Raw genomic sequence first — 11973 nt, 5'->3', positions numbered from 1 at the left:
CGTCGTAGCGCGCGGAAGCGCTCGAACACAGCGGGTCAGTCTGGTCGATCTTCGCGCGGTTGCTGCGGCAGGAAGCCGCGTGCGAGGACGATGTAGAGTTTTTCGCGGCACACCATGCTGCCGGCCCAGTCTCCGATCAGTGCAGTGGCGAAAAGCGGCAGGATGACATGGCTGCTGCCGGTCGCTTCGCCAAGAATGATCACCGCCGTCAGAGGTGCGCGGACCACGCCGGTGAAATATCCCGCCATGCCGAGCAGCACGATCAGCCCCGCCTGTTCGCTTGGGAAAAGCGGGGTGAGCCACTGTCCGAACCCGGCACCCGCCGCCAGCGAGGGCGCGAAAATCCCGCCCGGAATTCCGCTCGCACTGGTCGCCAGCGCAGCGAAGAACTTGGCCGGGCCGAACCAGAAGTCGCCCTCTCGCCCCTCGAGCAGAGCGGTCGTCGGCTCATAGCCTGTTCCGGCTGCATCCCCATCGGTGACGAAGATCAGCAATCCTACTACGATGCCACAGACTAGCGCGGTGATCATCGGCCTGCGGTCGAGCAAGGCAGCCCAACGCCCATCCGGGCCGCGCAGCATCAGGAAAAGACGAGAGAACAATCCTCCCAAAAGCCCGCCTAGCAGGCCTGCAAGCGGCGCAGCGACCAGCACCGTGGTGATCGGAAGGCTGCCCTCCAGTTCGCCGAAGTAGATGTAGTCGCCCGCCAGCCCCTGCGCCGTGAGCCCGGCGATCATGACCGCGCCCATGACGAGGACCGCAACGCGTTGTTCGTAGGCGACGGCCAGTTCCTCGATCGCGAAGGCGATTCCGGCCAGCGGGGTATTGAACGCGGCCGCAACGCCGGCAGCACCGCCCGCGATCACCACGCCGGGCGTCACGCGCAGGCGAAACAGCCGATGGACCTGTACCATTATCGCACCGGCCAGCTGCACCGTCGGCCCTTCGCGCCCGACCGATGCGCCGCCCAGCAATGCAACGACTGTCAGGACGATCTTTGCCAGTGCAGCGCGCAAGGAAAGCAATGCGCGAGCGATACGCCCCATCGGTTGGCGGCTGGCGGCCATGACCTGCGGTATTCCGGAACCGCGCGCCTCACGGGCGAAACGACGGGTCAGCACAGACACGAGCAGGAACGTCAGCGGGGTCAGGACCAGCGGAAGATAGACGTAATCACGGCGCAGCGAGGCGAACATTGCCTGCGCGCCATCGCCCAGTTTGGCAAAGAGCAGCGCGGCCAGGCCGATCAGTATCGCCGAAACCAGCATGGCGATGCGCCTGTGCCAATCGTCCGCACCAACCAGTTCCTGCGGCATCTTGCCTGTCAGAAACCGGGGTCTGCGGGGAATGAGCGCCATCGAAGCGCTCTCTATGGGCGGCGACGCAATTAGTCCAGCGGGCCCCGCGCTGTGCCTTCAACGCCGTCGATGTGCAGTCGTGCGGTCTAGCCAGTTATTGTAGGATGCCGAAAGTCTTGTTCCCGAGCCACCGTCAAGCGTCTCCTACGCGTCCTGTCTCCGGCGCGATCAGTACTGTGTTGCGGCCGCTTTGCTTCGCCTTGTACAATGCATTGTCGGCGCGCCGCAGGGTTTGCTCGCTGGTGCTCGAGCAGCCCGCCACGCCGGCAGAGAAGGTGATCGGATTCATCGGCTCGTCGGTTTCGCGCAGCCTCAGTTTGCGAAAGGCCAGGTCATCCTTGGCAGCCTGCACCTTTTCGACCATCCTCGCAGGGTCGGGGATTTCGGCGATCACCAGGAATTCCTCCCCGCCCCAGCGAGCCACCGGCCAGGGCGCGAGCGATTCCTCCAGCGCGGTCGCGACCAGTTTCAGGGCCCGGTCGCCGACCGTATGGCCATAGGTGTCGTTGATCGACTTGAAATGATCGACATCGATGATCGCGATGCAATAGCGAACCTTGCGCGTTTCGAGATCCTGGATGGTCGTCCGGGCCGCGCGGCGGTTGGCGATGCCGGTCAGTTCATCGACCAGCGCCTTGTTGCGCGCTTCTTCGAGATCGCGCTGCAGCCTGTCGATCCGGTTGGATGAATTGGCCAGTTCGCGTTCGGCCTGGGCCGCCCGATCGACGATGCGACCGATTGCGCTGGTCAGATCTTCGCCTTCTGCCCCTTCGCGGATCACCTGGCTTTCCTCGGCAATGTCGCGGCCCACGTCGCCCGCCTGACGCTGCGTTTCACGCGCCAGTTCACCTGCGGCGTCGAGAAATAAGTCGAGCGCCTCGTCACGTGCGGCGATCCGTTCTGCCGGATCTTCCGAAGCCTGGGCGAATTTCTGCATGATTTCGGCGACAGCTTCCTGCGTCATACGCATGCCGCTATCGATATAGGTGTCGGTTTCCTCGACGATCACCTTGCTGGTCCGGTTGAGATAAAGATAGCCGAAGCGATAGTTGAACGGAGTGGGATCGAGCAGATTGCCGGCGAGAAACGCCAGGACTTTGCTGCCGATAGTGTCCTGTTTCATCTGCCTGCCATTACAGTTTGCCTGCCCGGCCTGCGTGAGGCCGGGTGCGGCAATACAGTCGATTGGTAAATTCTTGCAAAAAACCGCGCGGATCGTGCGTCAGTCTTCCACAGCCAGCAGATACAGCTGACGGGCCGCATCGATGGGCTTTACCTCGCCGCCATTTTCATAATGCCAGAAGGTCCACCCATTGCAGCTGGGTGCGCCTTGCAGGTCTTTGCCCAGCCCGTGGATGCTACCGGTCTGCTTTTCATAAGCCAGCGAGCCGTCGGCGCGGACCTTTGCGACCCAGCGGCGTTTCTTGTCGAACACCTGCGTGCCCGGTTTGATGAAGCCGTTTTCGACCAGTGCCCCGAAAGCGACCTTCGGCGCGGCTTTCGCGCTCTGCATCGTGGTCAGCGCGCTTTCGTCGAGTGGGAGTTCCTTCTCGATCCGCTTGAGGGCCGCATCGCGATAATTGGCTTCGCGTTCGCAGCCGATCCATTCGCGCCCCAAACGCTTGGCTACGGCGCCGGTAGTGCCGGTGCCGAAGAACGGGTCGAGCACCACGTCGCCGCGTTCGGTCGTCGACAGCAGCACACGATAGAGCAATGCCTCGGGTTTCTGGGTCGGGTGGACCTTATGGCCGCCTTCCTTCAACCGCTCCCCACCATTGCAGATCGGCAGAACCCAGTCGCTGCGCATCTGCAATTCATCGTTCAGCGTCTTCATGGCGCGATAGTTGAAGTGGTATTTGGCCTTTTCGCCCTGGCTGCACCACAGCAGCGTTTCATGCGCATTGGTGAACCGGGTGCCCTTGAAATTGGGCATGGGGTTCGACTTGCGCCAGACGATGTCGTTGAGGATCCAGAAGCCCAGATCCTGCAGGATCGCGCCGACACGGTAAATGTTGTGATAGCTGCCGATGACCCACAGCGCCCCATCGGGCTTGAGCACGCGCTTGGCTTCCGTCAGCCAGTCGCGGGTGAAATCGTCGTAGATCTTGAAGCTGTCGAACTGGTCCCAGTGATCGGTCACCGCATCGACATGGCTGCCATCGGGCCGGTTTAGATCGCCGCCCAGCTGGAGATTGTAAGGCGGATCGGCAAAAACGAGGTCCACGGACGCATCGGGCAGCGAACGCATCGCTTCCACGCAGTCACCGTTCAAGATGCGCCCCAAGGGCAGCAATTCCTTCGGTACATCCGCAATTTTAACCGCCGCTTTTACGCGACTCTTCGTGGTCTCGATGACCCCCATGGTATTCGTCCCTGTCCTTAGTTATCCACAGGGTGAGTCCAAGCGGACTCCGCGTCAAGCACGAAAAACCTAAGCCACGATGGTTAACGTTGGGTTTCTTACAGAGAACAGAAGGTGTCCGTCACAAGATATTGAGTCCATGCGAAATATGCGGACTCAATATTGTGGGGTGTGGCACGCAGGACTCAATCTGGCCCGATACGGCAGATGTCAGAGCAGCGCCATCTGCGACACCGGGGCGAAGCTGCGACGGTGCAGCGGCGTGGGCCCGTGCATGCGCAGCGCTTCCATATGTTCGGCCGTGCCATATCCGGCATTGCGGTCCCAGCCGTAATGCGGGTGGGTTTCGGCGGCTTCGCGCATCAGACGGTCGCGATGTTCCTTGGCGAGGATGCTGGCGGCGCCGATGCACTTCTCCTTGCCATCCCCGCCCACGATGGGCCGCGCCCCTGCCCAGCGCCATTCGGAATGGCGACCGTGCGGCGTCATGTTGCCATCGATCAAAACCTCTTCCGGCTCGCAGCCCATGGCGTCGACCAGCCGGCTTACCGCCAGCGTCATCGCCAGCATGGTGGCCTGGAAAATGTTGATCCGGTCGATCTCTTCGGGCTCGACCACGGCGAGCCCCCAGACGCATCGTGTACGAATTTGCGGCTCAAGCAGGGAACGGCGCTTGGCCGAAAGCTTTTTAGAATCGTCGAGACCCGGAGGTGCCGGGTTGCACAATACCACCGCGGCCGCCACCACCGGCCCTGCCAGCGGCCCGCGGCCCGCCTCGTCCACACCGACGATCAGCGGCGCAGCACCGAGGCCACAATCGGGAGTTGAATGATACATGCGCCAGTTCGTCCTTGCTGCCACCCTATCGCCTATGGCTCTGCTCGCAAGTTGCGGCAATGCTGCTTCCGGGGATAGCGCGCAGACCCAATCAACGCCCATGCCATCGGAAACCATCTCCGTATCCAGCGGCCAGGATCTGAACGCGCAGGACTACGGCACCTTCGACGAGCCGTGGGCGGCTGAATTTGCGCCAGGCACCGATACGCTGTTCATTACGGAACGTGGGGGCACGATCAAATTCGTAGATACGGCAAACGGTACGCAGGGGACCGTAACAGGCGGGCCCGAGGTTGATTATGGCGGCCAGGGCGGGCTTGGGGACATAGCTTTCCTGCCGTCCGAATCCTCGAGCAGCCTGGATCGCCGCACGATCTATCTGAGCTGGGCCGAAGCGGGCGAAGGCGATACGCGCGGGGCCGTGGTCGGCCGTGGAACTCTGGAATGCGCGCAGACGAATGCCTGTGCAATCGAGGGGCTGGAGGTAATCTGGCGGCAGGCGCCGAAGGTAACGGGCCGCGGGCACTATTCGCACCGCCTCGCCTTCAGCCCGGACGAACGCTACCTCTTCGTAGCCAGCGGCGACCGCCAGAAAATGCAGCCTGCACAGGATACGTCGAATAATCTCGGCTCCATCGTTCGCCTCAACCTCGACGGATCGACTGCAGCAGGCAATCCGCTTGCTGGCGAAGGCGGTATCAGCGCACAGCTATGGTCGTGGGGACACCGCAACATCCTCGGCCTGCAGTTCGATGGCCAGGGTCGCCTGTGGGATCTGGAGCACGGCCCCGCTGGCGGTGACGAATTGAACCTCGTGCAATCGGGCGGGAATTACGGCTGGCCCGAGGTCTCTGGCGGCGATCACTACGATGGCAAACCGATACCCCGCAATTCCACGAGAGACGATTTCATCAAGCCGGCAGTCAACTGGACTCCGGTAATCGCGCCGGGCGATTTCATCTTCTATTCCGGTGATCAGTTCGCAGGTTGGAAGGGCGCGGCGGTGATTGCGGCCATGAAGCCTTCCGCTCTCGTCGTCGTGACGATCGACGGTGAAAGCGCGCGCGAAACGCAGCGCATACCGTTTGAAAAACGTCTGCGTGAAATCGTACAGGGTCCAGACGGCGCGATCTGGGTGCTCGAAGACAAGGAAGGCGGGCGGCTGCTCAAACTAACACCAGGCTAAGGCGAATTTGATCGACTTGGCCTGCGGCGCGCCCTAATCGGCGCGCCCTTATGGCGACGCTCGTTCCCCTTTCCGCTATCGACCCGCAGATGGTCGAAGAATTGCTCGATGCCTCCTTCGGCGAAGGGCGGCATGCCCGCACGGCCTATCGCATCCGCGAAGGGACCGACTGGCTTGACGCGCTGAGCTTTGCCGCGCTCGACGATGACGATTATCTGGCCGGTACTATCCAGCTCTGGCCGGTCGCGCTGACGGACCCGCGCGGACGCGCGCACCCGATGATCATGGTGGGTCCAGTTGCAGTCATGCCGGGACGGCAGGGCGAAGGTTTCGGCAAGGCGCTGATGGCCGCCAGTCTCGGCGCGATCGACGCGGGTTTCGAAGATGGCGCCTCCCCCCTGCCCCAGGTGATGATCGGTGATCCCGACTATTACGATCGCTGGCAGTTCACCGCTACGCACACGCAGGGCTGGCACTGCCCGGGTCCATTCGAAAAACACCGCTTGCTGGCGCGCAGCGGCAATCCGGCAATCCTGCCCGCAGAAGGAATGCTGGGCCCGTGGAGCTTGGCGAACTAGTCGCTATCTGGCATCGGCTGTTCCACGATGCCCTATACCCCGCCCCCAGAACTCGCCGGCATGTCGCTGGCACAGATTGCCGAGGCCGTTGCGGAGCGAAAGCTTCCGCCGGTCGAACAATGGTCGCCCGACAATATCGATGACAGTCACATGCGCATTGGTGCCGACGGAACCTGGTATCACGAGGGTTCGGCGATCAAGCGCCCCGGCATGGTGCGCGCCTTCGCGGGCCTGCTGAACCGCGAAGAAGACGGCAGCTACTGGCTCGTCGTGCCTTATCAGAAACTGTCGATAGAGGTGGAAGATGCCTGCTTCATCGCCACCGATGTCAGCGAAACCGAAGGCGACCTCGCCTTTCGGCTGAACACCGACGAACTGGTCGTCGCCGGGCCGGATCATCCGATACGCGCGGCTGGCGATGCCGACAGTCCATCGCTCTTCATTCATGTCCGTCGCGGTTGCGAGGCGCGGCTAAACCGTTCGACCTATGAACAACTCGCCCGCATCGCGCTCGAGCGCGGTGACGACTGGACCGTGAAGAGCGGCGGCGAGACTTTTTCGCTTCTGCCTGCATGAGCGAGATCTTCGACCGTCTTACCCAGTTGTTCGAACAGGGCCATGCGCGCGATGTCGGCGAACTCATGTCGGACAGCCGCTTCGCCGACCTTGATCGCACCGCCGACGCAGCCGTCCTGATCGCGGTGACCGAGCGACCCGATCCCACGGTCATCCTGACGCAGAGGCCGCGGACCATGCGCGATCATCCCGGACAGGTCGCGTTCCCCGGGGGCAAGGTCGAAGCCGGCGAAAGCGCGGTGGATGCGGCGTTACGCGAAGCATGGGAAGAACTGGCGATCGAGCCTGAGAATGTCCGGCTGATCGGCACGACCGACCGCTATCAAACCGGTACCGGGTTCGATATCACCCCAGTTCTTGCCACAGTGCCGCGCGATCTTTCCATCCGCCCGGACCCGCGTGAAGTCGAAAGCTGGTTCGAATGTCCCCTCGAAAAGCTCATGGACGCTTCGCAATGGAACCGCGATTCGGTTTTCTGGAAAGGGGCTACGCGCGAATATCTGGAAATGAATCATGATGGTTACCGGATCTGGGGTGTGACGGCAGCCATCTGCTGGAACCTGTCCCGCCGGATAGCGTGGCTGGAGGCGCATTGATGACGGCACATCTGCCAAAGGCCGAATGGACGCAGCGCGCGAGCCTGGCCAAGCTCGTCGAAACGCTGGGCGCTGACGATATTCGCTGGGTCGGCGGCTGCGTACGCGACACGATGCTGGACTATCGCGCGCATGATATCGACGCGGCGACGCGGCATCTGCCCGCCACCGTCATCGATCGCTGCAAGGATGCCGGTATCCGCACTATTCCCACCGGTATCGACCACGGCACCGTGACCGCGATCTTCGACGACGGAAATGTGGAGATCACCACGCTGCGGCGCGATGTCGCGACCGACGGCAGGCGCGCCACGATCGCCTTCTCCCACGAATGGAAAGACGATGCGGCGCGGCGCGATTTCACCATCAATGCGCTGTATGCCCACCCGGAAACCCTCGAAATCTCGGATTATTTCGGCGGCCTTGCCGATCTTTCCGCCAGGCGTGTGCGCTTCATCGGCGATGCCGAAACGCGCATACAGGAAGATCACCTGCGCATATTGCGCTATTTCCGCTTCGCCACGCGCTTCGGTGATGGCTGGGACGAAGAGGCCACGGCCGCGTGCAGCGCCCTCGCCCCGACCCTCAAGGGCCTGAGCCGCGAACGCGTGGGCTGGGAAATGCAGAACCTTCTCGCCCTTCCCGATCCGTCCGCGACAATTGCGAAGATGCGCGCCCTCGGGGTGTTGCAGGAAGTGCTGCCCGAATGCGGCAGGCGCGAGGTGGATCAGCTTGGCCGCCTGATCGAGGCGGAAAGGGCCTCCGACATAGAACCCGATGCCATGCGGCGGATGGCTGCGCTTTTGCCCGCCGTGCCGCCGGTTGCAGAGGCTGTATCGGCCCGCCTGCGTCTGTCCCGCAGCCAGCGCGATCGCCTGATGTGCGTGGCCCGCCGCGATGCCCGCGACGGTGATCGTCCTCGCGGCCTGGCTTATGACGTTGGCAAGGATTGCGCGCTTGATCGCCTGCTGATCGCAGGAAAAGACCCGTCGTCGATCATCGGCTGGGAAGCGCCCCGCTTTCCGCTGAAAGGCGGCGAGATCGTGGCACGCGGCGTGGGCAAGGGGCCCGAAGTCGCGCGCATACTGCAGCGGATCGAAAAGCGATGGGTGGATGAACAATTCCCGCCGCGCACCAGGGTAGAAGAATTGCTCGACGAGGAACTCGCCGCTCGCTGAACATCCACCCTTTATGCGCTTCAGCGTCGCTTAAGGTGCACTGCAGCATAAAGGCCTCGCGGTTGCAAAAAAACGCAGTCCGTGACATACAGTACCCGTTCTCCCGTGGGGGGACTTGCGGGTGTCGGGAACCACACTCTCGCCCGCTCTTTCCATTCTTGATCGGCTCGATCGCGCGTTTCGCGTGTGGGGGAGCCGCGTATTTCGAATAACAAGCCTTGGAGTTTTATATGAAAATCGCGAAGCTGGCGCTTGCCGCCGTCGCCCTCACCACCACCGCAGCCGTCGCCCCCGGCGTTGCCGTCGCGCAGGAAGCCACCGCTTCCGTCGCAGCTGGCGCAACCGTGTATGGCAATGACGGCGCCGAAATCGGCACCATCGAAGCCGTTCAGGGCGACACCGTGATCCTCGTGGTCGACGACATGCGCGCTCCGGTTCCGGCCAATGCGTTCGGCACGAACGACAACGGAACCTCGCTCAACGCCACCAAGGCGCAGATCGTCAGCATGCTTCAGGCGGCCCATCAGGAAGCCGTCGCCAAGCGTGATGCTGCCCTGGTCGTCGGTGCCAATGCCGTCACTGCCAAGAACGCGCCGCTCGGCACCGTTCTCGAAATCAACGGTGACAATGTGATCATCGCCCGTGGCGGCGACGAGACCAAGAAGGTCACCCTGCTGCGCGAACATTTCGCCGCCAGCCCGACCGGCGCCCTGATGGCGCTGCTCACCAACGCGCAGATCGATGCGGCCATGGGCGCCTCGGCACCCGCAGCCGAAAGTGCCGGTGAGTAATCGTCTAGCGAATAATCCCTGAGCCTGTTTCAGGGTCGCGAAAGGCCGGGAGTGCGCAAGCGCTTCCGGCCTTTTCTCATGCGGTCAATTCACCTGTACCGCGGCAGTCATCGGAACCGCTGCGTCAGGTGAACTTGTTATCGCGCGGGAAGCCCTGCGGCGGCATCCGCCCTGCCCCGCCGCGGGCCACCTTCCATTGCCACATCTCGCCTTCCGTGCGTGTGCGACCTTCCTTGCCGCCCATGGTCCAGCTCAACCCTTCTGCCAGAGTGAAGGTGGTGGCATCGGACAGGCCACCGTCGCGATAACGCTGCAAGGTTACACCTTGGCCGCGGGCAAGTTCGGGCAGTTCCTCGAGATTGAAGACCACCAGCTTGCGATTATCCCCCACGCAGGCGACGTGGTCGTGACCTTCTTCTATCGTCCGCGCCACCACCATCTTCGCATCGCCCTTGAGATTGACGACCTGCCGCCCCTTGCGTGTTTCGGCGAGCAATTCGTCGGTGGTCGTACCGAAGCCCTTGCCCGTGTCCGCCACCAGCAGCAGGCGCTGTTTCGGCTTGTGGACGATCAGCGCCACGATATGCGCACTCGCATCGATATCCAGGGTATTGCGCACCGGTTCGCCAAAGCCGCGCGCGCCGGGCAGCTTGTCCGCGCCGATCGTGAAGAACCGCCCCTTGTCGGTCGCCAGCAGCAGCTTGTCGGTAGTCTGCGCATGGATCACGAAGGCCGGGCCATCGCCTTCCTTGTATTTGAAATCCTGATCCAGCGGCAGATGTCCCTTTGCACCGCGGATCCAGCCCTTCTGCGACAGGATCACCGTTACCGGCTCCTTCTCGATCATCGCGTCCATGCTGAATTCGACCGCGGGCGCCGCTTCCCGAATGCTGGTGCGGCGGGCCCCCAATGCAGTGTCTTCGCCATATTCCTTGCGCAGCGCATTGAGATCGCGCTTCAGGCGCGTGCGCTGGCGTGCTGGCGAGCCGAGCAGCTTTTCCAGTTCATCCTGTTCCTTGAGCAGATCGTCCTTTTCCTGGCGAAGCTGCATTTCCTCAAGCTTGCGCAAACTGCGCAGCCGCATGTTCAGGATCGCTTCGGCCTGCCGGTCGGTCAGGCTGAACTCCTCCATCATCACCACCTTGGGCTCATCCTCGTAACGGATGATTTCGATCACCCGGTCGAGGTTGAGGAAGGCGATGATATACCCTTCGACCAACTCCAGCCGCCGCGCGATCTGGTCCAGCCGGTGCTGGCTGCGGCGCTGCAGAATGTCGATCTGGCTGGCGATCCAGTTATTCAGCAGTTCCTTCAGCCCCATCACCATCGGCGTTCGGCTGGCGTCGAGCACGTTGAGGTTGAGCCCGAACCGCGTTTCCATATCGGTCAGCTTGTACAGGCTTTCCTTGAGCAGCTCGGGGTCGACATTGCGGCTGCGCGGGACCAGCACGATGCGGATCTTTTCATCGCTCTCGTCGCGCACGTCTTCCAGGATCGGCAGCTTCCGGTCGGCGATTGCCTGCGCGATCTGTTCGATCAGCTTGCCCTTGGCCACCTGATAGGGGATCTCGCTGATCACGAGCTGCCATTGCCCGCCACCCATCCGCTCGATCCCCGCTTCGCGATCCTCCGCGCTGGCTGCTTCTGCCGCGTGAAAACGCCCGCGCACACGGAATGACCCGCGGCCGGTTTCATACGCCGCAGCAACAAGCTCCGCGCTTTCGGCCACGATGCCTCCGGTGGCGAAATCCGGGCCCTTGAACAGTTCCATCAGCCGCGCATGTTCGACATGCGGGTTGTCGATTACTTCAAGCGTCGCGTCGACGATCTCTGCGACATTGTGGCTGGGTATGTTGGTCGCCATGCCCACCGCGATGCCGCTCGCGCCGTTGGCAAGCAGATTGGGGAACAGGCCGGGGAATATCTCCGGCTCCTGCTCTTCCCCATTGTAGGTAGGAATGAACTCGACCGTGCCTTCGTCGAGCCCCTCCATCAGCCGCAGCGCGGTCTTCGTCAGCCGCGCTTCGGTGTACCGATAGGCGGCGGCGTTATCGCCATCGATATTGCCGAAGTTGCCCTGCCCTTCGACCAGTGGATATCGCAGCGCGAAATCCTGCGCGAGCCGGACCATCGCATCGTAGACGCTGGCATCGCCGTGTGGGTGATACTTGCCGATCACATCCCCCACTACGCGTGCGGATTTCTTGAACGCGCTGGAAGGGTCGAGCTTCAGCTGGCGCATCGCCCACAGCAGGCGGCGATGCACGGGCTTCAACCCGTCGCGAAGGTCCGGCAGCGATCGTGCGGTGATCGTGCTCAGTGCATAGACCAGATACCTTTCGGACAGAGCGCTGTCGAACGGGGCGTCGACGATCGCGTCGAACGGGTCTTTGTCACTGTCGAGCGTGGTTTCATTGGCGGCCATGACACTCGCCCTACCACCGCCACGCCCCGCCTAGAAGAACGGAACAACCCGCTTTCCCCACGCATTGCATGAGTAACAGCAAATCA

General features: G+C 62.5%; 11 protein-coding genes. 6 read left to right on the top strand and 5 right to left on the bottom strand.

Going from position 1 to position 11973, the window contains the following annotated elements; translation table 11 throughout:
* Nucleotides 1-35: 35 nt before the first annotated feature.
* The 4 genes from KYK83_RS06595 to rnhB form a co-directional block, all read right to left on the bottom strand.
* Nucleotides 36-1358 (bottom strand): chloride channel protein, encoded by a 1323-nt coding sequence (locus KYK83_RS06595; protein WP_248284299.1) that lies wholly within the window; start codon nt 1356-1358, stop codon nt 36-38.
* 133 nt (nt 1359-1491) lie between these two features.
* Nucleotides 1492-2481 (bottom strand): GGDEF domain-containing protein, encoded by a 990-nt coding sequence (locus KYK83_RS06590; protein ID WP_196846585.1) that lies wholly within the window; start codon nt 2479-2481, stop codon nt 1492-1494.
* Between the two features lie 99 nt (nt 2482-2580).
* Entirely contained in the window at nt 2581-3720 is a 1140-nt protein-coding gene (locus KYK83_RS06585; RefSeq protein WP_222827636.1) for a site-specific DNA-methyltransferase, read from the bottom strand.
* A gap of 210 nt (nt 3721-3930) precedes the next feature.
* Nucleotides 3931-4557, bottom strand: a complete 627-nt coding sequence (rnhB, locus tag KYK83_RS06580) for a ribonuclease HII (RefSeq protein WP_222827635.1) — start codon at nt 4555-4557, stop codon at nt 3931-3933.
* Between rnhB and KYK83_RS06575 the strand changes: the two genes are divergently transcribed.
* The 6 genes from KYK83_RS06575 to KYK83_RS06550 all read left to right on the top strand — a co-directional run bounded on the left by KYK83_RS06575 (nt 4556) and on the right by KYK83_RS06550 (nt 9462).
* Nucleotides 4556-5743, top strand: a complete 1188-nt coding sequence (locus tag KYK83_RS06575; RefSeq protein WP_222827634.1) for a PQQ-dependent sugar dehydrogenase — start codon at nt 4556-4558, stop codon at nt 5741-5743. The two genes, rnhB and KYK83_RS06575, sit on opposite strands and share 2 nt — an antisense overlap.
* 50 nt (nt 5744-5793) lie before the next feature.
* Nucleotides 5794-6321 (top strand): GNAT family N-acetyltransferase, encoded by a 528-nt coding sequence (locus tag KYK83_RS06570; protein ID WP_222827633.1) that lies wholly within the window; start codon nt 5794-5796, stop codon nt 6319-6321.
* A 27-nt stretch (nt 6322-6348) separates the two neighbouring features.
* Entirely contained in the window at nt 6349-6897 is a 549-nt protein-coding gene (locus KYK83_RS06565; RefSeq protein ID WP_222827632.1) for a DUF1285 domain-containing protein, read from the top strand.
* The gene (locus KYK83_RS06560) at nt 6894-7493 is read left to right on the top strand and encodes a CoA pyrophosphatase (protein ID WP_222827631.1); all 600 of its coding nucleotides are present in this window, start codon (nt 6894-6896) and stop codon (nt 7491-7493) included. Before KYK83_RS06565 ends, KYK83_RS06560 begins: the two co-directional genes overlap by 4 nt.
* On the top strand, nt 7493-8671 hold the full coding sequence (locus KYK83_RS06555; protein WP_222827630.1) for a CCA tRNA nucleotidyltransferase: 1179 nt from the start codon (nt 7493-7495) through the stop codon (nt 8669-8671). Before KYK83_RS06560 ends, KYK83_RS06555 begins: the two co-directional genes overlap by 1 nt.
* 230 nt (nt 8672-8901) lie before the next feature.
* Entirely contained in the window at nt 8902-9462 is a 561-nt protein-coding gene (locus KYK83_RS06550; protein WP_222827629.1) for a hypothetical protein, read from the top strand.
* Between the two features lie 124 nt (nt 9463-9586).
* On the opposite strand, the gene parC is transcribed toward KYK83_RS06550, so the two are convergent.
* Nucleotides 9587-11887 (bottom strand): DNA topoisomerase IV subunit A, encoded by a 2301-nt coding sequence (gene parC / locus KYK83_RS06545; protein ID WP_222827628.1) that lies wholly within the window; start codon nt 11885-11887, stop codon nt 9587-9589.
* Nucleotides 11888-11973 lie beyond the last annotated feature (86 nt).

The organism is Qipengyuania pacifica (genome assembly GCF_019857205.1).
GTDB classification, from domain to species: domain Bacteria; phylum Pseudomonadota; class Alphaproteobacteria; order Sphingomonadales; family Sphingomonadaceae; genus Qipengyuania; species Qipengyuania pacifica.
The sequence above is the reverse complement of the archived record's forward strand: the minus strand, read 5'-3'. Positions and strand labels throughout refer to the sequence as shown.

Excerpts from the sequence above, each read along its gene's own strand:
- KYK83_RS06595 (WP_248284299.1), bottom strand. The coding sequence starts at position 1,358 with ATGGCGCTCATTCCCCGCAGACCCCGGTTTCTGACAGGCAAGATGCCG.
- KYK83_RS06590 (WP_196846585.1), bottom strand. The coding sequence starts at position 2,481 with ATGAAACAGGACACTATCGGCAGCAAAGTCCTGGCGTTTCTCGCCGGC.
- KYK83_RS06585 (WP_222827636.1), bottom strand. The coding sequence starts at position 3,720 with ATGGGGGTCATCGAGACCACGAAGAGTCGCGTAAAAGCGGCGGTTAAA.
- KYK83_RS06575 (WP_222827634.1), top strand. The coding sequence starts at position 4,556 with ATGCGCCAGTTCGTCCTTGCTGCCACCCTATCGCCTATGGCTCTGCTC.
- rnhB (WP_222827635.1), bottom strand. The coding sequence starts at position 4,557 with ATGTATCATTCAACTCCCGATTGTGGCCTCGGTGCTGCGCCGCTGATC.
- KYK83_RS06570 (WP_222827633.1), top strand. The coding sequence starts at position 5,794 with ATGGCGACGCTCGTTCCCCTTTCCGCTATCGACCCGCAGATGGTCGAA.
- KYK83_RS06565 (WP_222827632.1), top strand. The coding sequence starts at position 6,349 with ATGCCCTATACCCCGCCCCCAGAACTCGCCGGCATGTCGCTGGCACAG.
- KYK83_RS06560 (WP_222827631.1), top strand. The coding sequence starts at position 6,894 with ATGAGCGAGATCTTCGACCGTCTTACCCAGTTGTTCGAACAGGGCCAT.
- KYK83_RS06555 (WP_222827630.1), top strand. The coding sequence starts at position 7,493 with ATGACGGCACATCTGCCAAAGGCCGAATGGACGCAGCGCGCGAGCCTG.
- KYK83_RS06550 (WP_222827629.1), top strand. The coding sequence starts at position 8,902 with ATGAAAATCGCGAAGCTGGCGCTTGCCGCCGTCGCCCTCACCACCACC.
- parC (WP_222827628.1), bottom strand. The coding sequence starts at position 11,887 with ATGGCCGCCAATGAAACCACGCTCGACAGTGACAAAGACCCGTTCGAC.